The sequence below is a fragment of the Micromonospora sp. NPDC047074 genome, assembly GCF_040643815.1.
GTDB lineage: Bacteria > Actinomycetota > Actinomycetes > Mycobacteriales > Micromonosporaceae > Micromonospora.
This window is the reverse complement of record NZ_JBEYVB010000001.1, coordinates 384,517-409,972: the sequence shown is the minus strand read 5'-3', so window position 1 is coordinate 409,972 and position 25,456 is coordinate 384,517. Positions and strand designations below refer to the sequence as shown.

Annotated in this window: 16 protein-coding genes; 12 read left to right on the top strand and 4 right to left on the bottom strand. The window is 67.8% G+C overall.

The genetic code is table 11. From position 1 onward, the window contains the following. The first annotated feature begins 6 nt into the window (after positions 1–6). Positions 7–909, top strand: coding sequence for a sulfurtransferase (locus ABZ809_RS01950; RefSeq protein ID WP_357560439.1), 903 nt, complete (start codon positions 7–9; stop codon positions 907–909). A 107-nt stretch (positions 910–1,016) separates the two neighbouring features. Here ABZ809_RS01950 and ABZ809_RS01945 read toward each other — a convergent pair whose 3' ends face one another. The 4 genes from ABZ809_RS01945 to ABZ809_RS01930 all read right to left on the bottom strand — a co-directional run bounded on the left by ABZ809_RS01945 (position 1,017) and on the right by ABZ809_RS01930 (position 3,890). Next, a complete protein-coding gene (locus ABZ809_RS01945) occupies positions 1,017–2,201 on the bottom strand; it encodes a hypothetical protein (protein WP_357560438.1) in 1,185 nt (394 codons plus the stop codon). Then, positions 2,198–2,323, bottom strand: a complete 126-nt coding sequence (locus ABZ809_RS01940; protein ID WP_357560437.1) for a hypothetical protein — start codon at positions 2,321–2,323, stop codon at positions 2,198–2,200. The genes ABZ809_RS01945 and ABZ809_RS01940 overlap by 4 nt, the downstream gene beginning before the upstream one ends. Positions 2,324–2,628: 305 nt before the next feature. Beyond that, on the bottom strand, positions 2,629–3,483 hold the full coding sequence (locus ABZ809_RS01935) for a hypothetical protein (protein WP_357560436.1): 855 nt from the start codon (positions 3,481–3,483) through the stop codon (positions 2,629–2,631). Next, positions 3,480–3,890 (bottom strand): RusA family crossover junction endodeoxyribonuclease, encoded by a 411-nt coding sequence (locus tag ABZ809_RS01930; RefSeq protein ID WP_357560435.1) that lies wholly within the window; start codon positions 3,888–3,890, stop codon positions 3,480–3,482. The genes ABZ809_RS01935 and ABZ809_RS01930 overlap by 4 nt, the downstream gene beginning before the upstream one ends. Before the next feature lie 324 nt (positions 3,891–4,214). Here ABZ809_RS01930 and ABZ809_RS01925 point away from each other — a divergent pair, with 324 nt between their 5' ends. The 11 genes from ABZ809_RS01925 (at position 4,215) to ABZ809_RS01875 (ending at position 25,401) form a co-directional block, all read left to right on the top strand. Continuing rightward, on the top strand, positions 4,215–4,943 hold the full coding sequence (locus ABZ809_RS01925) for an NUDIX domain-containing protein (RefSeq protein WP_357560434.1): 729 nt from the start codon (positions 4,215–4,217) through the stop codon (positions 4,941–4,943). After that, entirely contained in the window at positions 4,940–6,094 is a 1,155-nt protein-coding gene (locus tag ABZ809_RS01920; protein ID WP_357560433.1) for a 5'-methylthioadenosine/S-adenosylhomocysteine nucleosidase, read from the top strand. The genes ABZ809_RS01925 and ABZ809_RS01920 overlap by 4 nt, the downstream gene beginning before the upstream one ends. Further along, positions 6,094–8,085, top strand: coding sequence for a hypothetical protein (locus ABZ809_RS01915; RefSeq protein WP_357560432.1), 1,992 nt, complete (start codon positions 6,094–6,096; stop codon positions 8,083–8,085). The genes ABZ809_RS01920 and ABZ809_RS01915 overlap by 1 nt, the downstream gene beginning before the upstream one ends. 330 nt (positions 8,086–8,415) lie before the next feature. Then, positions 8,416–8,610 (top strand): DUF397 domain-containing protein, encoded by a 195-nt coding sequence (locus ABZ809_RS01910; protein WP_357560431.1) that lies wholly within the window; start codon positions 8,416–8,418, stop codon positions 8,608–8,610. A 103-nt stretch (positions 8,611–8,713) separates the two neighbouring features. Then, a complete protein-coding gene (locus tag ABZ809_RS01905; protein WP_357560430.1) occupies positions 8,714–10,840 on the top strand; it encodes an N-6 DNA methylase in 2,127 nt (708 codons plus the stop codon). Next, positions 10,837–12,135 carry an AAA family ATPase gene (locus tag ABZ809_RS01900; protein WP_357560429.1) on the top strand — a complete coding sequence of 433 codons (1,299 nt, stop codon included), beginning with the start codon at positions 10,837–10,839 and terminating at the stop codon, positions 12,133–12,135. Before ABZ809_RS01905 ends, ABZ809_RS01900 begins: the two co-directional genes overlap by 4 nt. A gap of 28 nt (positions 12,136–12,163) precedes the next feature. Continuing rightward, entirely contained in the window at positions 12,164–12,808 is a 645-nt protein-coding gene (locus ABZ809_RS01895; RefSeq protein WP_357560428.1) for a hypothetical protein, read from the top strand. Next, complete coding sequence (locus ABZ809_RS01890) at positions 12,805–14,217, top strand: hypothetical protein (RefSeq protein WP_357560427.1); 1,413 nt, start codon at positions 12,805–12,807, stop codon at positions 14,215–14,217. The genes ABZ809_RS01895 and ABZ809_RS01890 overlap by 4 nt, the downstream gene beginning before the upstream one ends. 2 nt (positions 14,218–14,219) lie before the next feature. Then, complete coding sequence (locus ABZ809_RS01885; protein WP_357560426.1) at positions 14,220–18,356, top strand: protein kinase; 4,137 nt, start codon at positions 14,220–14,222, stop codon at positions 18,354–18,356. After that, positions 18,356–19,954, top strand: a complete 1,599-nt coding sequence (locus tag ABZ809_RS01880) for a hypothetical protein (protein WP_357560425.1) — start codon at positions 18,356–18,358, stop codon at positions 19,952–19,954. The genes ABZ809_RS01885 and ABZ809_RS01880 overlap by 1 nt, the downstream gene beginning before the upstream one ends. Then, entirely contained in the window at positions 19,951–25,401 is a 5,451-nt protein-coding gene (locus ABZ809_RS01875) for a hypothetical protein (RefSeq protein ID WP_357560424.1), read from the top strand. The genes ABZ809_RS01880 and ABZ809_RS01875 overlap by 4 nt, the downstream gene beginning before the upstream one ends. Positions 25,402–25,456: the final 55 nt, after the last annotated feature.

The following is a 25,456-nucleotide window of genomic DNA, read 5'->3' as shown; positions in this document are numbered from 1 at the left end:
GGGACCATGTCTGTGCCGAGCGATCCCGATCCCCGACTCCAGTCGTACGCGGACCCGCAGCGGCTGGTCACCACCGAATGGCTGGCCGCGCACCTGGGCGACGAGGGCCTCGTCGTGGTCGAGTGCGACGAGGACGTGCTGCTCTACGACACCGGCCACATCCCGGGCGCCGTCAAGGTGGACTGGCACACCGAGCTGAACGACCAGGTGACCCGGGACTACCTCGACGCCCGCAGCTTCGCCGAGCTGTGCGCCGCCAAGGGCATCGGCCGGGGCGACACGGTCGTCTTCTACGGCGACAACTTCAACTGGTGGGCCGCGTACGCCCTGTGGGTGTTCTCCCTCTTCGGCCACCCCGACGTGCGGCTGCTCGACGGCGGCCGGCAGAAGTGGGTCGCCGAGGGCCGCGAGCTGACCCGCGACAGGCCGGCCCGGCCCCGCGCCGAGTATCCGGTGCCGCAGCGCAACGACGCGCCGGTGCGGGCGTACCGCGAGCAGGTGATGGCGCACGTGGCGGCGGGCCGGCCGCTGGTCGACGTCCGGTCGCCGGGTGAGTACACCGGCGAGATGCTGCACATGCCGGACTACCCGCAGGAGGGCGCGCTGCGCGGCGGGCACATCCCGGGCGCGGTCAGCAAGCCGTGGAAGTCCGCCGCCAACGACGACGGCACGTTCAAGTCGGCGGACGAGCTGCGTGCGATCTACGCCGACCAGCTCGGGCTCAGCCCGGACGACGACATCGTGGCGTACTGCCGGATCGGCGAGCGGTCGAGCCACACCTGGTTCGTGCTGCGGCACCTGCTGGGCTACCCGCAGGTGCGCAACTACGACGGCTCGTGGACCGAGTGGGGCAACCTGGTCCGGGCTCCCGTCGTGAAGGGCGACCAGCCCGGCGGCCTGGCGAGCTGACCCGCCGGCCGGTCCCCGCGCGCCGCCGCGGTCGCGCGGGGACCGGCCCTGCGGCGGTACGACGGCAGGGCGGGCGGCGACGTGCCCAGCGTTTTACGCCCACCTGCTCAACCGGCGGCGAGCGACACCTCGCCGTACAAGACCCGGACCACGCCGGTCACCTCGCCGGTCTCCGGTCGCCAGCGCAGTAGCCCGCCCGAGTCGTAGCGCAGCAGCACCCCTCCGTCCCGGTCCCAGCCGAGCACCTCGCAGCAGCCCTTCCCGTGGTCCCGGCCGAGATTGAGCAGATGGGTCACCACGCCGGTGCTGGCGTTCAGCAGCGCGACCCCCTCCAGTGAACCTGTGTTGCCGGTGGTGAGCCAGCCGGCCCGGGCCACCAGGTCGCCACGCTGCCAGCCCCGCCCGTAGAACTCGTCGACCGTGTTGCCGCGGGGCAGCGCGCGGAAATCGAGCGGCCAGTGGGCCCGCTGGGCGCCGTCGGCGCTCCACCGGGTCAGGACCAGACCCGCCTGCGGGCCGCCCACCGACAGCATGGTGCCCGTCCGGGCGGTCGGGTCGGGCGTGACCATGTCCCAGGGCGACACGGGCAGCTTGCGGGCGGTGCCCGTGGCCCGGTCCACCTCGTACGTGGTGTCGTCGTCGCCGACGAGGAGCCGGTCGCCGGCCCAGAGGACCTGCTCCAGGTAGCCCTCGATCGGGTGGCGGCGCACGGCGGCGGTGGTCAGGTCGACCACGATCACCTCGCCGGTCTGGGCAAAGGCGGCGGTCCGCCCGTCCGGGGAGAGGCTCCCGGTCTTCAGCGGCACGGCGTAGTTGCCGCCCGCGTCGCGGGTGCGGGCCGGGGTGACCACGTCGAGTTCGCGGACGAAGCCGTCGTCGCCGAGCACCCGGATCCGCCCCTCGACGCCGGATGCCGGGTCGACCGGCTGGTACAGCGCCAGTGCCCGGCGGACCGGCCGGGCGGACAGCGCGGCGGTCACCGGGTCGCCGAGGCGGCCGAGCGGGTCACCGGGATAGGCGAGGTCGGCCGGCGGCGTCAGCACGGGCACGGGGTTCGGGATCGGGCTCCGGGCCGGTGTCGCCGTGGTGGCCGGTGCCGGCGGCGGTTCGGCGGGGCGCAGGGCCAGCGCCGTTCCGCCGGTGAGCAAAGCGACCGCGACCGCGACGGCTGCGGCGGTGCGGCGGGTGCGGCGGACGCGGCGGGCCCGTTCCCAGCCGGTCGACGCCGGGCGCGACAGTCGGACGTCCTCGGCCGCGTCGGCCAGCAGTCGGCGCAGTTCCTCCTGCCTCACTGGTTCGCCTCCATTCCGGTGACCAGGCCGCCGCCGGGTCGTCCCTCGTCGCGGCCCAGTTCGGGCGCGACCTCGCGGAGCCGGCGCAGCGCCGCGTGGCACTGGCTCTTCACGGTAGTCAAGGGTTGATAGAAGCCTGCTGCAAAACTGTCCGTGTGAGGGTCGCGAATTTCCGCGCTGGCATGTTCGAGGTCGTCTGACGCAGTGAGCATTTTTAGCGATCTTGCAGCTCTGGACGGGTGTGGCTGGCCCGGTGGTCGATGGGTGCGAGGCTCCAGGTAGGACAGCTGTCGACCAAGACTCGAAGCCCCGACCGGGAGCCGCACGCCATGAATCGCTCCTCTCGATAAGAACAACTCCCCAAACATTCAGGGCAAGTAGGGCATGCGAGATCACGGCATGATACCTAAAAATCTAGCACGCTCAACTATTCGTCGCGCTTCAAAACCCACTCTGCAGCTATGCTGTTGAGAAGGTGGGCCGCCTCAAGGAGCGACGTTTCCGAGGATTGTGGAAACGCTTCCCGAAGCACCTCATCCGCGTCAAATGGCCCATCGCCTTGATACTGGTAGCCGCCCTCAGCGCCGTCGTATGGCAACTGATTAACCGGGTCTTCGTAGCGCTCAAGGAACCAATCGATCATGTCATCCACAGAGGCGTACTGGCCTCTCACCATGCGCCGAGCCAGATCAAGCACGAATGAAACGTCCTCATTCGACGGCTTAGTTGGGCTCCCGCGATGAGCAATGTCGTTGCGGACACGCCAAAGCTCACTAAGTCGCTTGAAGTCGGATTCATCGATATGGCCGAGGCTGTACAAGTTTGTCAGCGTCTGCCATGATGATGCGCCGGCTTCCATCACTTGCAGTTCAAGCTCCGAAGAGAGATGCGTAACCGCCGCTTCAAGACCAGCCCAAGCAAGTAGTAGACTTGCTGGTGTCGAGTGTGGCAGAACCCCTCGCGCTTCGACGATGATGCGTTCGACATTGGCTGGCGCCGGCAGGTTCTCGACAGCATCGCCAAGCCAATAAACCTGCAATCTAGCACCCGGAATGCTTTCGGCAAGTCGCGCCAACTGTTCAAGCGAGTCACGTTTCGCAGTTTCCCGTGATGCGAGCTCACCAATAAGCATCTCGTCCCCGCGCCGCGCAACAAGATCGGCTCTGAACGCACCAGGCAAGCCTTGATCTTCTGTGCTCACAATCCAGCCATCGGCCTGCAGTTCGGCAACAATCCGCTGCAGATGACTGGTGAAAAGATTCTTCCGGCGCTTAGGGCTCATGGCAGCCTCCCTAGCTCGGGGGCCGGTTCGATCCTAACGTGCACGAAGGGGCCATCGGAGACAAACCCGTGCGCCTGCGCGGGCGTCATGCCCCTTACTCCGTACTGAGCATTGACATCGCGGAGATGCCCGTGGCAGTCCACAAGCTGCCCATCGTCGACGTACACGATGCCGATGAGGGCATCCTGGATCGGCTTGAGCATGTTGTCCACGTCCAGTGGCGGAGCGCTGTCGTGGTAACACGTCACGTGGATCTGGAGCCTACCCCGGAGGGGCTCGCCTCCAGTTGGCCACGCTGCACGAGCTGCTGCGCTGACAGCCGCCTTCCACCGGGTACGACTCGTCGACTTGGCTTGCACCGACACCGGCACGCCAAGCACAACAAAGTCCCACGGCAGGGAGGACACGAAAAGATCCTATGTGGCCAGGCCGACGACTCCGGCACCGGCCACGCCGCTAGTCCGCATGCCAAACCGGCTTCAGGCGTCCAGCCTCCCCGTCCCGGGCTTCGCCACAAGCCGGTAGTACGACGACGCAGATCGGTGGCCGCTTGTGGTGCGACGCTGGTCGGCCAAGGTCAAGCCAGCGCAGTCCGACCAGCAGCGAGAGCGGCTGGCCGGCGCCTGGTGAGCCAAGCGGCGAAGAACGCGCTTCCGTACGCGCGGGAAACGCTGAAATCCGACAGCACCGCAGGCTCGCTGTCAGGGTGACAATAAGTCTATGGTCGGTCCATGTCTCACGATCACTGGGTGCCACCGCCAGTTCTACTGACGGTTGACCTCGTCATTCTCACCTTGCGGGAGTCCTGCCTTCATGTGCTGTTGATCGAGCGCGGGATTGAGCCCTATCAGGGCGCCTTGGCTCTGCCTGGCGGTTTCCTCGGCCACGAGAAGGAAGACCTGGTGACGGCTGCCCATCGAGAGCTTGCCGAGGAGGCGGGCTTGGGACCGGATCAGTTGCACCTCGAACAACTTGGCATCTACGGTGCGCCGGATCGTGATCCCCGAGGGCGCGTGGTTTCCGCGGCTTACCTGGCCATCGCCCCTCGGCTACCCGAGCCGGTCGCCGGCACCGACGCATCCCGGGCGTGTTGGACCCCGGTGGCGCAGGCGTTGTCCGGTGACGCGCAACTCGCCTTCGATCATGGGCAGATCCTGACCGATGGGGTCGACCGGGCGCGGGAGAAGTTGGAGCGCTCAGCGCTCGCCACCGCCTTTTGTGGTCCGACCTTCACGATCTCGGAGCTTCAGGACGTCTACGAGGCGGTGTGGGGCGTGCCGCTCGATGCGCGGAACTTCTACCGAAAAGTGCAGAGCGTGGACGGTTTCATCGTCCCCGCCGGGCCGAGTCGCAAGACCGATGGCGGACGTCCCGCTCGGCTATTCCGTCCCGGGCCCCGCACGACTCTTCACCCTCCGATGATCCGACCCCTCAGCCAGACAGACAGGGAGAAAGCGTGAGCACGAACAGCGGTCTCGTCGTGATCCTCACGGCGCTGGACCTCGAATACGCAGCGGTCCGCGACCAGCTGACCGACCTACGTGTACGGCGGCACCCCGCCGGCACCCGCTTCGAGGTCGGCCGGATCAGACAAAGCGACTGCCGGGTCGCCCTGGGGCTGGTCGGTAAGGGCAATCATCCGGCCGCGGTGCTCGCCGAGAGGGCGATGGCCGAGTTCTCCCCGGCCGCTGTGCTGTTCGTGGGAGTCGCCGGTGGCCTTTGGCCCAACATCCGACTCGGTGACGTGGTCGTCGCCAGCAAAATCTACGCCTACCACGGCGGCACCAGCGAGGACGACGGTTTGAAGGCCCGACCGAAGGCGTGGGAGATCCCCCACGAGGCCGACCAGATCGCCCACCACGTCGACAGGTCCGCCGGGTGGCGCCGTGGTCTTCCCGTCGGCGCAGCGCCCAAGGTCCACTTCGGGCCGATCGCCGCAGGGGAAGTGGTGCAGGACTCGGGAATCTCCGAACAGGCCCGCTGGATCCGCCAGCACTACAACGACGCCGTAGCGATCGAGATGGAAGCGGCCGGTGTGGCCCAGGCGGGCCATCTCAACCGTGCCCTGCCCGTGGTGGTCGTGCGCGGCATCAGCGACCACGCGGACGGCAGCAAGGCAGCCACGGACGGACAGGACTGGCAACCGAAGGCCGCACGCCACGCCGCCGCGTTCGCCACCGCACTGGCGCGAGAACTGATCAGCGACGGGCCGGCCAGCCGAGGCGGCGCGGACCGGGACGGGAGCCCCACGATGCCAATGACCAACCGCAACATCGCCACCGGAAACGCCCACGTCGGGGTGCAAGCCGGGCAGATCTACGGCAACGTCACCGTCGGCGCTGGCGCCAACCAGCCGATCGACTTGGCAGCGAGCATCGCGGACCTGCGAACCCACCTCAAGCAGGCCCACCTCGACGGACAGTTGGACGAAGAAACCTACGCCGCCGCAGAGTCGGAACTGGAAGCGGCAACGGCATGCGTCTCGGCGGGCACACCCGAGAAGAAGAGCGGCCTGATGGTCGCGCTCAAGCGGTTGCGGGGACTGGTAGCCGACGTGTCCGAGCTGGCCGCGCGGCTCGCGGCCATCATCGCCGTAGTGCGGGGCATGTGATGACGACCCCGACCACGACCAACATCGCCCAAGGAGATGCGCACGTCGACGTACAGGCAGGCGTAGTCCACGGCGACATCAACTTCTACCGACTGCCGCCAAACCCGAGTCCGGAGGAGCAGTTCGCCTTCGCGCTGAAGTACCTCGACGCGCGAGTTCGTGATCAGGCGCGCGAGCTCATCGAAAAGGCTGTCGCCGGCGGGTATGTGACAACGGAGGTCCAGTTCTACCGGCTGATCGCCCTGTTGAGCGGACGCACCCTGCGCCAACTCGCCCCCGAGGAGCTGGATCGCCTCACCGCCATCTGCGCCAGCCTGCCCCATCTCGACGACCATGACGAGTGGGCTGCGGGGTTGAAGATAATTATCCGCCTCCTGGCTCCCGTCGGCGCTGCCGAGACCGATCTCGTGGTCAAAGAGATCGACGCGCTGAACCGGCGTCAACGCGACGGGATCTACGGCCATCTCGAGGCGCTACTCGAAGGCGCGATGCAGGAAGAGATGTGGCGGAAGTCCGTGGCCCTGGCCGACTGGCAGCGCACAGCGAAGAACCGATTCAACCGCGTCTGGAAGTTCTTTCACTCCACACCCGCTCAGCCTCGGACCCTACCGGTGCAACCCGCTGCTGTTGCGCTGCGCGACTGGCTACGCGCCGGCGCTGGCGCGGCCGTGTTTACTTTCGCGTTAGTGCAGATGATCGTACTGGTGACGGCCCGTGGCACGCTCGACCCGTTCCTCGGTCTACTCGCCGCCCTGGTCGGACTGGCCGCGTATTGCGTCGGTGGGGCGGACCGGTACTACCGCGGAACACGGCTGCGCGCAAAGGAAGCCCAGATCCGTCCACCCCGGCAGCAGCGACGAAATGCACCACCGGGAGGCTTCGCCCGCAAAGTGGACCGGCTCTTCGACCGCTACTTCCGCCGCTACGTGCCCGAAGGGACCGACCGAGCCTACTGGCTCGACCAGACGGCGGGGATCCGCCGGCACCTCCGCGACGAGGTGGTCGAGCTCTATCGGGAACAGCGCATCGAGGCCGAACGGGTCGCCTGGCTCGTCCGACACCTGGTGGGAGATGTCCGAGGGCAATGGGAACGAGACACGCTGACCGCGTACCGCCAGCAGCTGCGTAACCCCGCCAGGACCACGGCCCTCCACGTCGGGGGACTGGCCCTCCTTGCCGCCGGGAGCCTCTGGGCCGTTCCTGCCGTCGTGACCAGCGCCCCCTTGTCCGGCACAGGCTGGTTCCTGCTCGCGGTGGCGTCCGCGGTGGCGGCGGTGCGCTCGTCGTTTCGGATCGTCGCCGAGCGACGCAGGGTCGCCGACGACCATGCCGAACGCAACGACAAGAATACGGCCCGCTGGGCGGCATACCACCGGTGGTGCCAAAAGCTGTCCGACAAGCCGTCGGACACCGAGATGGCCACCTGGTTGGAAAGCGACCGCAAGGTCCTGGTCGACCAGGCCATGCGGCAATACCGACTCCGCCCCAGCCAGGTGATCGCCCACGCCTTCATCGAGGCGCCGGCACCCTCCTGCAAGAAGGCCCGGTATCCGCAGGGACCGTGGCGGTACTCCCGGTATCGCCTGCTGCTGTTTCTCCTCACCGACGACGGCGTCCGGCAGGTAGACATCGATCTCGACTTCGAAACCTCCGCAAGCCGCACCACCCAACGGCTCAACTACCGCTTCGACGCCGTCGCAGCCGTACGGATCGACGGCATCGCCACCCGACAGCAGACCTTCGAGCTGACTCTGTTCAACGGAGAACCCATCTCGATCCAAGTTAGCGATCCTGACAACGGGACGCTCCAGCACGACGAGAACCCGACCAAGATCGCTGAGCTGTCGCTAGACGCTGCCGGGCTCAGTCACACCCTGCACGTCCTCGAAGGCGTCGCCGCCGAAGGCAAGGAATGGGTCAAACACCGACGCGGCCGCGCAGACGAAAGGCTTGCCAACCTCGCGAGCGCCATACGCGGACTGCTCGATTAGGTCAGGGCGGTCTAAAAATGCGGTTATTGGGTAGGAGTAAACCCATTTCGAATAGTGCGCCTTGACAGTAGTCAATGCGCGAAAGAAGCCAGACGGGTCCGTCACCCGTCTAAACAACCCCGTTCACGGCAGGCGTGCACGCCGGGCTCACGGGCGCTTTTGCAATCGCCACTTTCCGGACGGATCGCCGGTGGTATACATCGACACCCTGGTGAGGGTGAGATCGGCACCAGGATGAAGGACGTGCACTACGCGGCAACTGTCTGGGAAGCCATCTGCGCGCGAGCGCTACCCTGTGATCTGTCCCGCGACTTGATCCTTGGGTGATCCATGAACATGAGTGACGCACCAAACTGGCACAAGAGCACCCGTAGCGGCAGCAATGGCGGCGACTGGGTCGAGGTCGCCGACAACCTGCCGGGCCGGGTACTGGTCCGCGACAGCAAGGACCGCACCGACGGCACCCTCACCTTCGGCCCGACCGCCTGGTCGGCCTTCGTCGCCCAGGTCAGCACCCACCGCTGACCACCTCTTGCGCTGGTCACCTCCGGCTCGGCCCTCGCCACCCCGGGCAGATTCGGGGGTGTCGCGCGGGAGTGTCGGTCACACAGGCGACAATGATCGAGACTTGATCGGCTCAGAGGGGTTGGCACAGCGGATGGTTGACGACAGGGGCCATGACGTCGCGTCGGGCGACGAATCCCGCACGGCAGCGGTCGCCGGAGCTGGGCCGGAGTCCCTGGCAACAGACGAGACCATCGACTTCATCACCAACAAGGCGGTCCGGCTGCGCGGCAACGAAGAGGTCCGCCAGCGCATCGCCCGAGCCCTGGCCGTGGAGTACGGCATCTCGGTCGACGACATGGCGCGCGACTTCCCGATCCCGGTCGACATCGAGGGGCGGCGCCGGCGCATCCGCAAGGCCGATATCGCGGTCTTCACCCCTGGCGCGCCGCAGACCCTGGAGAACCTGCAACGGGTGGTGATCTGCAAACCGGAGCCGAAGGTCAGCCGGGCCGTCACCAAAATCAGGACACATGAGCAGGCCCGGCAGGATCTGGAGGAGCTTGAGGATCTGCTCGGCACGCCAGCCACCCCCAACGCGCAGTACGGCCTGTGGACCAACGGCCTGGACTTCTTCTTCCTGCAGCGGGAAAACACCAGATTCGGTGTCAAATTCCCGGCGCGGGCCGACTGGCCGATCGACGCCGCCAGCAGCTTCGGCGCCACGAGCGGCTCTGCAGCTCGGCTCCGCCGAGGCGAGGCAGCCATGCTCAAGACCGCCTTCCGGCGCTGCCACAACTACGTGCACGGCAACGAAGGGTTGCCCAAGGACGCCGCGTTCTGGCAGTTCCTCTACCTGATCTTCGCCAAGGTGCACGACGAGCGGATCAGCCGCCGACAGCACCGCGCACCCCGGTTCTACGCCCTGCCGGCCGAACCCTTCACCAACGAAGGCCGCGCCGACATCGCCGGGCGCATTCATGAGCTCTTCGACGAGGTGAAGAAGAACTATCCGCTGTTCACCGACCGCGACCAGATCAGCCTTTCGCCGCGTGCGCTCGCCTTCATCGTCGGCGAGCTCGCCTCCTACGACCTGGCCGGCACCGACATCGACGTCAAGGGCATGGCGTATCAGGAGTTGGTTGGCATCAACCTGCGCGGCGACCGGGGGCAGTACTTCACCCCGAAGGGCGCCGTGGAGTTGATGGTGCAGATGCTCGACCCCAAGGAGCACGAAACCATCCTCGATCCGGCCTGTGGCACCGGTGGTTTCCTCCGGGAGCCCTTGCGCTACCTGCTCGACCAGTGGCGTGCAGCGGCGGGCACCAAGGGTCTGCCCGACACCGAGGCACAGTTGATCGAGCACCAGGAGCGGCTGGCCCAGTACTCGCGGACGCATCTGTTCGGGGCCGACTTCGACCCATTCCTGGTGCGTGCCTCGCAGATGAGCGTCATGCTCTCCACCGGCGAAGAGGGCAACGTCTTCCACTTGGACTCCCTCGCTTTCCCCGGCGGCCACCTGACCGAACGGCACGCCGCAGCCGAGAAGATCCCGCTGGGCAGCATCGACGTCCTGATGACCAACCCCCCGTTCGGCTCGGACATCAAGATCGAAGACGCGGACATCCTCGACGCGTACCGCGACGGGGTGGCCCAGTCCTGGGCCCGCAACCGGCAGACCGGCCAGGTCGAGGCCGGGCCGGGCCGGGTGTCGGCGATGTCGCCGGAGCAGTTGTTCATCCAACGGGCGGTCGAATGGGTCCGGCCCGGCGGGCGGATCGGCATCGTGCTGCCCAATGGCATCCTGTCCAACCCCGGCCCGGTGGACGAAGGAATCCGCCGCTGGGTGCTGGACAACTGTTGGATCCTGGCCAGCGTCGAGCTGCCGGTGGAGACCTTCATCGTCGACGCCCACGTCAACATCCTCACCTCGGTGCTGCTGCTCAAGAAGAAGACCGACCGGGAGAAGCTGGCAGCCGAGCTGGGTGAGCAACCCGACTATCCGGTCTTCATGGCGGTGGCGGAGAAGGTCGGGGTGGACCGGCGCGGCAACAAGATCTACAAGTGTCGGCCGGACGGCGTGCCGATCCTGCAGGACACTGTGGAGCGCATCCCGGTCTACCGCAACGGCGGCACCAGCTATCGAGACGTCACCCGCAAGAAGGAGGTCGTCGACAACGACCTGCCGGAGATCGTCCAAGCCTACCGGCGATTCCGCGCGGAGCACCCCGAGCCAGGGGAGCGCACATGATCACCCGGATCGAGGCCTACCACTACCGCTGCTTCGCGCAGCTCAGCATCGACCTGGGCGAGTTCCACGTGCTCGCCGGTGCTAACGGTGCCGGCAAGAGCACTCTGCTGGACATCCCGGTGCTGCTCGGTGACCTGCTCGCCCAGCAGCGGGTGGCCGACGCCTTCCTCCGACCACCGGGGTGGCGCGGCGTGCCCCGGGCGCACACCCTCACCGAGCTGGTGCACCAGGGGCGCGGCGACAGCATCGCCTTCACCATCGAGGCCGCGTTGCCCGCCGACATCGTCAACACCATGGCCGGCCGCAGCACCGCGGCGATGATGCACCGGATCCCGGATCACCTGCGGTACGAGCTGCGGTTGCGGATCTTCAACGACGAGTTGCAGGTCGACGAGGAATACCTCTACCTCTTCTCCGCGGCCGACCGGCGGCGCCCGACCGCGGGCATCGCGATGCAGGGAGCCAACCTGCCCAAGCGCGGCCGGTCCGCCCGCCAAGCCGCCCAGCCGGTCATCCAACGCGGGCCGGGCGAGCCGACCGCGTTCACCGCCGAGACGACCACCCGAGGCCCACGGGTGCCGGACTTCCGGGTGCCGGGCAGTCAGGTAGCGCTCGCCGCCGTGCCGGCCGATCCGGAGCTGTTCCCGGCGGCGCTCTGGTTCGCCAACCTGCTGCGTGAAGGTGCCGTCTTCTTCGATCCGGACTGGGCCCAACTGCGCCAGGCCGCCGCGCCCGGTGACCCGCTGCGGGTGCTGCCCTCCGGGCGCAACCTGCCCTGGCTGGTGCTGCACCTGCAACAGGAAGATCCGCAAGGGTTCGGCTACTGGATCGATCACCTGCAGACGGCGCTGCCGCAGATCACCGGGGTCACCGCGATCGAGCGTGCCGACGACCACTACGCCTACCTGTCGGTGGAGTACGCCGGCGGCTACCGGGTTACCTCGTCCGGGCTGTCCGAGGGGACCCTGCGGATTCTGTCGCTGTCGCTGCTGCCCTACCTGCCCAGCTCCGCGCGGCCCCGCCTGCTGGTCACCGAGGAGCCGGAGAACGGCATCCACCCACGGGCCATCGAGACCGTGGTGCAGTCACTGGCCGCCCTTACCGACGATCAGGTGTGGATCTCCACCCAGTCGCCGATCGTGCTGGCCAACACCGACCTCGCCAACATCGTGCTCGCCCGGCTCGACGGCGACGGCGCGGTCGAGGTCATCCCCGGCACCGCGCACCCTCGGATGCAGGACTGGCACGGCAGCATCGACATCGGCACCCTCTTCGCATCAGGAGTGCTCTCGTGACCCTCCCACCCCCCGGATGCCCCCACCCATGCGTGACGTGATCTTCCTGGTCGCCGACGGCTCGATGCAGCAGCTGCTGCACGGATTCCTCGGGCGACCCGAGTTCCACCGCAGCGTTGGCTGCCAACGGTTCGCCTTCGATCCGCGTCACGACGTGGTCGTCTCCGACACCAAGGATCCCGGGGTCTACCGGCAGGGGCCGGAGCTGCTGCGCACGTACCGGCGCGACTACCACCGCGCGGTAATCGTGCTGGACAACGACTGGGACGGCACCCCCGGGCCGGGGAAGATCCACGACGAACTCAGCCGGCGGATGCGCGACACCTGGGCCGAGTTTGCAGTGATCGTGATCGAACCGGAGCTGGAGGCGTGGATCTGGCAGGACAACCCCTGGGTCGCCCAGGCGCTCAACTGCCCCGCCAACTTCCGGCAGATCCTGGCCGACAGCGGCCACTGGCCGCGCGACCGGGCCAAACCGGCGCGGCCGAAGGAAGCCCTCGAGCATCTACGCGACCGCTACCGCGACCTGCGCCGCGATGGGCACAAGGTGGACCGCTCCCCGGCGCTGTTCAAGCGGCTGGCGGCCGGGATCTCCGTCAGGGGCTGCGTCGATCCGGCGTTCCTGAAACTGCGCGACACGCTACGTGACTGGTTCCCCGAGGAGGAGCTGTGAAGCTGGCCAGCCCAGACAATCCCGTCCAGGCGAGCTGGCTGGCCGAGCAGGGGTTCCGCCTCGACCCGGGGCCGTACGTCTCCGACGCCTACGCCGCCCGCAAATACCTGGACCGGATGCCGCACAGCGAGCCGCTGCACTCGGTCACCGCCCGGGTCTTCCACGCCGGCCGGTTCCGCCGTGAGTGGACCACCGACCCGGCGCACGGGGTGCCGTTCCTCGGCAGCGCGGACATCTTCGAGGCCGACCTGGCCAACCTGCCGATGATCACCAAGAGGTCGTTCGCGAAGATCCCGAACCTCCCGCTGGAGCCGGGCTGGACCCTGGTCACCTGCTCTGGGATGACCGCCGGCCGGGTCACCTACGCTCGGCTCAGCATGGCCGGTGCGGCGTGCAGCCAAGATGTCATGCGGGTGGTGCCGAACCTCGCCCGGATCCCGGCCGGCTACCTCTACACCTTCCTGGCCAGCCCGTTCGGCATCCCGGTGATCAAGGGCGGCATCTACGGCACCAGCGTCAAGCACATCGAGCCGAGCCACATCGCCGACCTGCCGGTGCCCCGCTTCGGTGGCGGCGTCGAGCAACGGATCGACGCCCTGATCACCGAGGCGATGCAGCTGCGGCAGCACTACGAAGACGGAGTACGGGAGGCGACCCGCGATCTCTTCGTCAGCGCCGGCATCCCCGAGCTGCTCGACCTGCGCTGGCACGACCGGGAGCGTGACCTCGGCTTCACCATCGAGCGGCCCACCGCCTTGTCTCTGCGGGCACTCAACTACTCCCCCCGCGCCCGCCGCATCATCGAGGCCCTCCGCTCCGTCCCGCACCGCTCCCTCGGCGACATCTGCACCGGCGGCCAACTGTCTCGCGGCAGCCGATTCAAGCGGGTCGACAGCTCACCCGGGGCGGGTCACCGGCTGCTCGGCCAACGCCAGGCATTCTGGCTGCGCCCCGAGGGTCGGTGGATCAGTCTCGATGCCGACACCCTCGACACCATGCACTGCCAGGACGAGACGACACTGATCGCTTCACAGGGGACCTTGGGCGAGACCGAGGTGTACTGCCGCCCGCTCCTGGCGACCGGCGCCTGGCTCGACAAGTACGTCTTCTCTGAGCACTTTCTCCGGGTTGTCTCGGGGGATCCGCAGGTGTCGGGGGCGTACCTTTTCGCGTTCCTCCGGTCCGAGGTGGCGTTCCGGATGCTCCGCTCGATGAGTACCGGCGGCAAGCAGCAGGACATCCACGAGTCGCTGCGGGCCCGGCTGCCGGTGCCGATGGCGGCGGGGTCGGACCGGGAGCGGATCGCCGGGGTGGTGCGGCAGGCGTATCGTGACCGCGACGATGCGGACCGCAAGGAGGACGAGGCGTTTGCTCTACTCGACAAGGCGGTGCGAGAGGCGGCTCGCTGATCGTGGCTGAGATCGTTGGTGGGTCCACCCCGGCCAACGACGGGGAACGCCGGGTCATCGCGCACCTGCGGGAAAACGCTCCCGGCGACTGGTTCGTGCTGCACAACATCGAGATCCCGGTGCGCGGCTCCGCATACGAAGTGGATCTCGTGGTGGTGACCACCCGCGCGGTGCACCTGATCGACGTGAAGGGCACCGCCGGGCGGATCGACGTCGCAGGCGTCCGATGGTATCCGCAGGGTCGCGACTCGTTCGCCTCGCCGGTGCGCAAACTCCGGGGGCACGCCAGGGCCCTCAAGGGCGTGTTGGAGCGGGCCCGACCCGAGCTGTCCCAGGTCTACGTGGGCCACCTGGTGGTCCTGGTCGGTCGCGACGCCCGGCTGGTCGACCCGAGCGACCGCCCCGACGCCGACGCCATCGACGTCGTCGACCTGCCCGGCCTGATCCCGGCCCTCGACGACCCGGCCCGGATCCGGGCCGGCATGATCCGCGACATCCGATCCGATCAGGCGACCGTCCTCAACGCCCTGGGAAGTGGGGTCCGGCGCCGCACCGGGCCGCGACACTTTGGCAACTGGCAGGTCTGCGAACGGCTAGGCGGCGACGAAGAGGTCACCGAATACCGGGCCCGCAACGCCACCTTCGCCGCCGCGTCGGAGACCGTGCTGCTGCGGGTCTACCGGGCCGACCCGTTCCTGCCCGCCGATCAGCGGGCGGCGCAGCGCCACGCGATCGGCAACGCGTACGAGGTTCTGACGAAGATGCCGCCGAGCCCGCACATCGTGGGCCGGCGCGACTTCTTCCCCGCCGACGACGAAGGACAGTTCGTCCTTGTCCTCGACGACGTCAACGGCCAGCCACTGACCGTACACCTGACCGACCCACGGCAGGCGCTCAGCGCCGACGTGCGGCTGCGGGTCGTCGCGGACATGTTGCGTGGGCTTACCCACGCGCACACCCACCGGGTGCTGCACCGGGCGTTGACCCCGGCGTCGGTGCTGGTCACCGGGGAAAACCGGGGCGTGCTCACCGGGTTCGACTACGCTCGGCCGCCGGGGCCACGGGACCACTCGGTGATCGATCGGTTGGCCGACGTACTCGACCCGGCCTATGTTGCCCCCGAATGCCAGCGGCGGGCCCAGGCGATGAGCCCGGCGTCCGACGTGTACGCCGCCGGAGTGATCGCGTACCGGTTACTCACCGGCGAGCTGCCGTTCGCCACCACGGACGACCAGACCCGCCGGGGCAGTGTGCTACCGCCGCAGGTGATGACCGCTGCCGGGCTCAGCCCAGCGCTGGCCGAGCTGCTGCGCCGGATGTGCGCGTTGGCGCCATCGGCGCGGCCGACCGCCACCGAGGCCCTGCGGGACCTGGCGTGGCTGATCCGACCGGGCAACACCAGGCGGGCCGAGGCGACCTCCGCGCCGACGCCGCCGCAGCCCGACTTCCGGGACCTGCCGCCGGGCTATCAGCTGACGCACAAGTTCACCATCCGCCGCCGGCTCGGCAAACCGGGCTCCTACGGCACCGCCTACCAGGCGTACGACCGTCTTGCCGGCCTCGACCGGGCGGTGAAGATCGTGCACCGTGACCGGGATTCGGTGGTCGAGCGGCTGCGGGGCGAGTATCAACTGCTGTTGCGGCTACCGGCGCATCCCAGTGTGGTCAAGGTGGAGAGCGCCGACTTCCTCGACGGCGGCGACATCCCGTATCTGGTCTTCGAATACGTCGACGGTCAGCAGGTCGCCGACCTGGTCAGTCAGCGGGCGCTGGGGCCAGCCGACACCGTGCGGCTCGGCGTCGATGTCGCCGACGGGCTTGTCTACCTGCACGAGAACGGCATTTACCACTGCGACATTAAGCCCGCGAACCTGCTGCGGACCGACAACGGCTGCAAGATCATCGACTTCAACGTGGCAGTCTCCGACGACTCCAGTCTGTCGCGCACCGGTGGCACCGCCCGCTACGCCCCGCCGGACTTCGCCACCGGCGGGCCGGTCACCCGCGCCGACCTCATCGACCGGGACGTCTACGCGCTTGGGCTGACCCTCTACGAGGTGCTGACCGGCCAGTGGCCTTACTCGGATCGCGCCGCCACCATGGGTCGACGGCCCGACGACCCGCGCCAGGTGCCTGGGCTCGACAACCTCTCCGCGCGACTTGTCCGCACTCTGTCGACCGCCATCGCCCCGCTGCGCAGCGAGCGGTACACCAGCGCCCAGCAGCTACGCGACGCGTTGCGCGACCTCGGCGACCAGGTGTTCGAGCCGGTGCGACCGGAGCCCGCCGACCCGGTGCTCCCGTCGCCAACGCCGTCGTCGGCCGGCAGTAACCCGTTCGTCGGGCACCTGCAAACGCTCTACAGCCAGAGCGTCCGGAGCAACGCCGGCACCCGCGCCGGCGGCAACCCGGCGTTCGACCTGTACGTGACCACGGCGCTGGACGACAGGCTCACCCCCGACGTGTTGGCCGGCACCTACCGGCTGGTGGTCATCACCGGCAACGCTGGCGACGGCAAGACCGCGTTCCTAGAACGGCTGTTGACGGTCGCCACCAAGGACGGGCCGCGCACACCCGTGCGGCGCAGCAACGGAGCGGACTTCGAGACCCCGACCGGCCTGGTCCTGCGGACCAACCATGACGGCAGCCAGGACGAGTCGGACAAGCACAACGACGATGTCCTGCTGGACTTCTTCGCGCCGTTCGCCGGTGCCGACCTGGCCGGGGTCGCCGGAGAGACCCGGCTGATCGCGATCAACGAAGGTCGACTGGTCGACTTCCTCGATACCCACCGGTCGGAGTTCCCGGCCCTGGCCGACCAGGTGCTGGCCGGTCTGCACGACCGGTCGGGCGCACCGGCCGACGTCACTGGCACGAGTGCCGCTGGTCCAGGTGCCGCTGAGTCAGGCGTCGTGGTTATCAACCTCAACCGCCGCAGCCTGCTGGACGACTCCGACGAGCTCAACGGTGCCGTCTTCGACCGGATGCTAGGCCGGATGACCCACCCACAACGGTGGGAGGGGTGCGACGGGTGTGTGCTCATCGACAAGTGCTACGCCCGGCACAACGCCCGCACCTTCGCGCACCCAGCGATCGGGCCGAAGATCACGGCACGGCTGCGGATGCTCTACCGCCTGACCGAGCTGCGCGGCATCGCGCACATCACCGTCCGCGACGTCCAGTCGGCGCTGGCCTTCATGCTCACCAGCGGTCGCGACTGCGCGGACATCCACGAGCTGTACGCCAGCGACCAGCTTACCGAAGTGCTCGACGGCTTCTACTTCAACAGCTGGGCTGGGCCGGTCGACGGCACCGACCGACTACTGAACCTGTTGACCCAAGTCGATATCGCTGCGGTCGCCGATCCGGGCCTGGACCGCCGGCTCGACTACGTCGGCCCGGACGCCGGCCGCGCCCTGATGACGGTCGACCAGCGCGGTGAATACGACCTGCAGATGCTGCAACGCCTGGTAGACGAGCTGCCACGTGGCACGGCACTGAGCTCGGCCACCGGCCAGGCGCACCGCCGCTACCTCGCCACCGCCCGTCGCCGGTTCTACTTCGAGTGCGTCGACGACGAACGGTCACGACGGATGCTGCCGTACCGCTCGGCATCGGACTTCCTGAACCTGCTGGCCCGCCCGGACGACCTGCCGTCTCGGCTGCCGGAGCTCATCGGCGCGCTGAACCGCAGCGAAGGGCTCGGCGACGCCGCCCGGGTCGCTAACGCGCTGGCGTTGCAGGTCCGAGCGGTGCCCGACGGCAGGATCCGCAGCTACCGGCTGTTCCCTGCCGGGCAGCTGTCGTTGCGTGCGGACGGTACGCCGAAGTCGCCCTATCTGGAGGGCGGCGCTCAGGAGCTGGTGCTTGGCTACCAGGGCAGCGCCCACCATCAGGCCGCGCTGCGGATCCGGCTCGACCTGTTCGAGCTACTCAACCGGCTGCGGGACGGCTACCTGCCCGGCATCGCCGAACGCCAGGGTTTGCATCTCGGCCTGACCATCTTCAAGCACGAGTTGTCCGCCGCCCCGTACCAGGAGCTGCTGCTCACCGTGACCGGGCGGGAGTTGTGGCAGGTGCTGCGGGAACCAACAGGGCAGATCCGGATGCAGCCGGTGGCCCCACGGGAGGAGTCTTAGTGGGGCTAAACAAGGACGACAAGGAGTTCCGCCACCCGGCGGTCAGCTACCTCGACTACAAACAGCTCGACATGGACCGGGTGCTCACCGCCTTGCTGCCCCGGCTCCGGTGGAAGGGCTCGCCGAGCGTGCTGGTCGGCTCGGGGGCGGATCTGAGCGTCGACGTCTTCGTCGAAGAGATCACCAAGCATCCTGATCACTTCGTCGGATTTGACCCGGAGGTCACCGCCCGCTGGCTGGAAACGCACCTGCTCGACCTGGTGAACCGGGGCAAACCTGGCCAGGCCATCGCCGGCCTGCGACCACTGCACGGCTTCACCTACCGCTTCCGAGTAGCGCGCCGATCCCGGCCATACGGTGCCGACGAACAGCTCTACTGGATGCTCCATCACGGCTCCACAACTCGTGGCACCGTGCTGGAGCAGCTGAAACGTTTCTTCTTCGCGGGGGTCGACCAGCGGATCGGTGGCGTCGGTGACGCCACCGAGATCGACGTCGAGACCCAGACCCTGATCAACCTCTGCGAGGCGGCCAAGACCAAGGTCACCGACCGGGAGGACCGCAGCCGGGTCCGCAAGATCTACCCACCGCTGGACACCGCCGCCGCCGAGCTACTCACCCAGGACGTCACCCGGCTGCTGTACCACCGGGGAGTCGTACCCCGATCGGTGCTGGTCGACCACCTGAAGATCCTGTTCGCCTTCCACCTGGCGCGATACCACTTCCGGATCATGAAAGCGCTGCCGGTTTGGACGGCCGGCGACCGCGTTGCGCCCGGTGGCGGGTTTTTCCTCGACGTCGCAGGGGTGCCCGGCACACCCGCCGCCCGGCTCGCCGAGACCAGCGCCCAGATCTGGTACGACCGAATCTCGGCGTTCGTGCAGGCAACCTTCACCGTGAAGAAACTCGACGACTTCGGCTGGCACCTGGTGAAGATCGGCAAGCTGCGCAAGCCGGCCGATGGCATGTTCCTCATCGAGCAACTGTTGTCGCTGCTGGGCCCGGCGCACAAGGCCGACCGGGGCCGGTTCGCCGAAGCCCGGCTGGCCCGGGTCGTGGAGGCGGCATCCGGCGAGGACAACGGCCTCGACCCGCAGATCGCCGACCTGCTGCAGTTGAAACTCGACCCGTTCGCCACCTACATCGAGATCATCACCGCGTACCGAATCAAGTTCCACCGTGGCTATCTGACCGACTGCCTCGACAGCCTGTTACTCAAACACCGACCGGGCGCGATGCTCACCCAGCCACGACGCGGACAGCGCCGCTTCGTGCTCGACAGCCGACTACTCGAAGTGCTCCTCCAGTTGGCCCTACTGCGCCCCGACGGCACCGGCGCGCTGCGGACCACCGCGATCCGGGTCGACGAATTCCTCGCGGTGCTACGCGACCGGTATGGGCTCTACATCGACGAGCTTCCGCCAGGGGACGGCTTCGGCCAACCCAGCATCACCGACCACAGGGCGCTTCGGGAAAACCGAGCCGCGTTCGTCGCCCGGCTGCGGGAGATCGGTTTCTACACCGACCTCTCCGATGCCTACCTCACCCAGACCATCACCCCGCGTTATCGCCTCGGGCCCGACGGAGCGCCACAATGAGCACCGGACTGCGCGAAGTCACCGACACCGACCTCGACGAAGCCCTCGAACGGGTCCTGGTGCCCCGGTTCGCCGCGCTGCTCGCCGCCCGCGCACCGGGGCACTGCGTACGGGTGACCGACCTCGGCGCGCCGCTTGCCGCCCAGCTGTGCCGCCGACTACGCGCCGCGACCGGCACCGCTGCCCAGATCCACGTCCTCGGGCAACCACCCCAGGTGCCCGACGATGTGGCGATCAGCGGCACCAAGCTCGTCGAGCTGCGCAACCCCGACGCCGATGACCGCCAGCGCCCACCGCTGCTCGTGTTCATCCCACCCGGCACCCACGCCAGCGCCGAAGACTCCTTCGGGGTCGCCACCTTCGAGCAGAGTGAACCCGGCGACATTTACCAGGAGCTCGCCACCCGCCTGCAGACCGCCCTACCCGACGGGCTGCGCACGGCGATCAGCGAACTGTTCGGCGTGCTCGACGAGCAGGCAACCGAGGCGTACGGGATCGTCGCCGGCCCGCTGCAGCGGGCCCGGTTCCTGCTCAGCGTCGAACACAACGATCGGGACCCGCAGGCCGCTGGCGGCGCGCTGTTCGAGCTCGGGCTCATCCCCGACTTCGAGCTGTTCGCCGACCCCGCCCAGGTGCGCACCCGGGCCACCCGCAACGCCCGGACCATCCAGGCGCTCAACCGTGCCGACCGGTCGGTCCGGCAACGCGTCGTGGACCTGCGGCTCACCGATGCCGCGTTCCGCACCAAGGTGGCCGAGTTTCTGACCGACGCCGGCCGGGACACCTCCCTGGACTGGACCCGCCGGATCGTCGTCGACCGCGCCAACTGGGGGCTGTCGTTTCACCGCTGGCCGCTGCCGGAGGACCGGATCGCATCGGCCGTACGCATCACCATCGATGAGCTGCCCCTGCCGCGCGCCGGCGGACGTCCTGAGCACCGCGACCACCCGGTCCTGGGCAGCATCACCGGCCAGGCTTACCTGCCAGGCGGCACATCCGGCCACAACCAGCTGTCGGTGGTCTTCGGGGTGACCCCGGACGCCCGACAGGTCCGTGGCCTGACCAGTTTCTCCGTCCAACTGATGTCCGAGGAGTCTGGCCCGACTGGAATACACACCACCGTCAAGGTCGGCACCAACCGACGGCAGACGTACAAGGCGATGCTGAAGCGGCTGCGCCCCGCCCGGCTCGACCACGGCTGGCACTACATCCGGGTCACGCCGATGGACAGCGCGGGCGTGCCGCTGCCGGTCGAGACGTCCCAGCACGCGAGCCGCCGCGACCAGCCGGAATCCGAGCTTCCGGCCAGCCACCCTGACAACGAGAGTCACCGGTTCTACGTGGTCGCGGAGAACGACCTCGACGAGCCGCCCAGCCACCCCAACAACCGCCGGACCGCCGGAGTGACCCAGGAGCTGCTCCGGCTGGCGTTCGAGGCGTCGGCGGACGGGCGGGACTGGCAGGAGGTCAGCTGCCAGCAGACGTCATGGAAGGATCCGGCCCGCACCATCGTCGAGGCCGATTTCGGCGGGCATGGCACCGCGCAGGTGCCGCTCGCTCCGATCCTCGCCGAGCTGGAACGGCAGATCCTGGCCGAGCCCACCCGGCTCGCCGGTCGTCAGTTGAGCACAGCGGCCGGGCAATCGCCCCGCCTTGTCGAGGTCGAGCATCAGCACCCACCGTTGGCTGCCTCGGAACGGCTCGACAAGTTCCTCGCCACCCGGGCCGCCGTCCTGACCGCAATCAGTGGTGACGATGGCATGGTCGTCGCCGGCCGTGATCTGAGCCGGATCGACACCGCCGTACTCGCCTACGCGGAGGCATACACCGAGCTGCTCAACGGATCGCTGCACAGCACCGGGCGGATCGCTGACACCGAGCTGACGCGGCAACTGACGACGTTGTTGCAGATCGACACCGTCGTGGTGGAGCACCAGGACATCCGGGGCAACCTGCACCAGCTCACCCTGGTCGCCCCCACCCACCCATTGCGTCTGCTGTGGATGGTCACCTGGGCCCGGCTTGGGCGACACTGGCTCGCGGAAGCCTCGTCCGTCGCCCCGCTCGTTCACGTGGTAGCGGCGGGTGACAAGGACCGGGTAAGGGCGGCGGCCCAGCGGTTGTTCGCCCTGGCACCGACCGGTTTCCCGCTGACCGCCGTCGGCACCGACGGCCGGCTCAGCGCCGCTGCCGTCGATCTCGCCACCCACTGGGGGGTCTACCTACCAGCGGAAACGGGCGACCCGCAGACCCTGTTGGCCGACGTGGCATCGGCGCTCGGCGTGCCGGACAGTCCGAGCGCGGCCCTGACGGTCACCGCCGGACAACTCGCTGACCGGATCGAGCGCTACGTCCGGATGCACCCCTACGTCGCCACCCTGGTCCTGTGCGTGGTCAACCCAGGGCGCGCGGAGCAGCTGGCGGACACCCTCATCGAGCTGGAGCGCCGCAAGAACCTTCGGCATCTCTCGTACGACTTGCGACTGTTCGCGGCAGACCCGCAGCAGACCGGCACCGGTATGGCGCTCGCTCAACTGCTCAGCGGCGAGTGGAGCACCACCGCCGAGGCGGAGACGTTCTGCACACCGACCAGCACCGGGTTGGCGCCCAAACTCGCCGTCGCGGTGCTGCCGCTCGACGACTTCCGCTCGGCGACAAGCCGGCACACGGCACACCTCACGCTGCTTTTCGATGCCTTCAGCGGCGAAGATCTCGGTGTCGGTCCGGCCCGCCCCGACTCGACAGCACCGGTGCACGGGCTGGTCCAGGAGTTGACCGTCGACTACGTCGACACCACCGACGGCATCGTGGCCTGGCACAAGCAGCCTCGGCACGGCCCTGGCCGGGACATTCCAGGGTCCGAGGAATACTCCGACCTGCTCACCGCACTTCCCCAGACGATCTCGGTCGCCACAGCGACGGTGGCCACCGGCGAAGCAGGAACCGGGCTGGTGCCACGGATAACGCTGAACCTGACCGCCGCCGACGCCAGCCTGCTACATCAGGCACACCGCTGCAGCGACTGGGTGATCACCGTGGACCGGACCTTGGGCGTCGAGTACTTCGACAGTCCAGGAAGTTCCCGCCGAACCGACTACATCATCGACTTCGCCAGCACCGGACCAGACGGCCTCGGCCACCAACTGGTGGTCAGCTCCAGGTCTGTCGACGAGCTGCGCTCCTTGCTGCGTCCAATGCTGGATCAGCACGGATTCCAGGTCGACCGCAGACACGCTGGGACCTTCTTCGACCAGCTTCGGCTACTGTCCGGCAGGCTGGCCTTCAAGATCGCGTCCACCGCACCGAACCAGCGGACCGAAGTCTTGGGCTTGGCGCTCGCCCGGCTCTACCTGTCGCACCAGGCAGTCCTGGGCGACCAGATCCTCGTCCCCCTCGACTCCCACCTGGAGCTATACCGCGACGCTCGCCGCAGAGCCGACGAGGTCGCCGAAAGCGTCGGACTTCGACGCACCGACCTTGCCCTCTTCAGTCTCGACGCGCAGCGACGCGCCATCACCTGCCGGCTCGTCGAAGTGAAGTGTCACAGCACGCTGACCAGCATCGCGGACCTGCAGAAGGTCCGAAACGAGATCACCGAGCAGCTCAGCCGCAGCAGAGACGTGCTCGCCGAGGGCTTCGACCCCGCGTACTACCAGCCCGATCGTCCTGACCGGGCGAGCCGCAACGCGGAGCTCGCCGCGTTGTTGCGCTTCTATCTCGGCCGGGCGGTCCGCCACGGCATCATCGATGGTGCCAGTGAGATCGCGGAAGAAGCTCACTGGATGTTGGATCACCTCGACTGGGGATATCAGCTGAGCTTCACCCAGACCGGACTCATCTTCGACCTGCGGGGCAGCGGAACTGACCAAGACGACGAGGGCGAGGTCGAGTTTCACCGCGTCGGCCGCGACGTTATCAGCGAACTACTCGGCGGCATCGCCACCGATCCGGTTCTGGCGGCGGCTTCGCCGACCGACACCCACTCCGAGGGGACCTTCGGAACACGTCAGTCCACCGTCGCACGTCTGCCACAGGCCGCGTTCCGGGCACCTGCCCGCGACCATGTCGTGCCGCAGGGCCGGCCACCGAGCGACCGCGACCCCGAGACCCCAAACAACCAAGACGATGCGATCACCGATGCAACGCCAATTGGGCCGGAGCCGGTGGAATCCACCGGACCAGCGGAACTGCTGGAGTCGACAGACCGGTCAGAACAACCGCTGCCCGACCCACCGGCTCCATCGGTTCAGCCTGACATCTACATCGGCGCAGCCGGTCCGTCCCCCCAGTACGGCATCATCGGCGAGTACGGCGGACGGCATATTGCTCTCGACCTGAACGAGACCCACACCATCAGCCTGTTCGGCGTGCAGGGCGCTGGGAAGAGCTACACGCTGGGCACCATCGTCGAAGCTGCTTCCCTCGCCACGCCACCGGTCAACCGGCTGCCGCAGCCGCTGGCTACCATCATCTTCCACTACAGTCCGATCCTGAGCTACGTACCTGAGTTCACCAGCCTGGTCGCCCCTAACTCCGACGCGACGCAGGTCCAACGTCTGCGGGACCGCTACGGCGTAGCGCCGGCTGGGCTCGACGATGTGCTGATGCTGATTCCCGAAGACCAACTGGAACAACGCCGGACCGAATATCCCGGCATCGAGCTGCGGGCACTAAAATTCAGCTCGACGGAGCTACGGGCCGCACACTGGCGTTTTCTGATGGGAGCTGTCGGCAACCAGTCCACCTACATCCGCCAACTCGGCCGGATCATGAAGGCGCACCGCAACAACCTGTCCATCAACGCTCTGCGCGCCGGGGTCGACCAATCGTCGTTGTCGGATCCCATCAAACAGCTGGCCCACCAGCGTCTGGACCTCGCCGCCGACTACATCGACGACACGGCCCGGATTCAGGACCTGGTCCGCCCCGGTCGGGTAATCATTGTAGATCTTCGAGACGAACTGATCGAGAAGGACGAGGCTCTCGGCCTGTTCGTCGTACTCATGGAGCTGTTCTCGGAAGCCACCAGCGCCGGGCGTCGGTTCAACAAACTCGTCGTCTTCGACGAGGCACACAAGTTCATCGACAGCCCGGATCTCGCCGCCGGGCTGATCGAGAGCGTGCGAGAGATGCGACACAAGGGGATGAGCATCCTGGTGGCGAGCCAGGAACCAGCATCAGTGCCGATAGCCCTCATCGAGCTCTCCAACCAACTCATCTTGCACCGGTTCACCTCTCCAGCATGGTTGAAGCATCTACAGAAGGCCAACGCCGCTCTCGCCGATCTAACGCCGGCCAAGATGGCAGCGCTGGGACGAGGAGAGGCCTACATCTGGTCAGGCAAGGCGACCGACCCAGACTTCAGCCGCCGCGCCGTCAAGGCACACATCCGGCCGCGGATCACCGAACACGGCGGCAGCACCAAGACCGCAGTCGCCGCCGACTGACCCGGAGAGCCTCGCCACAACTCGGCAGACCCGACTTGGGGCATCGGCCTGACCG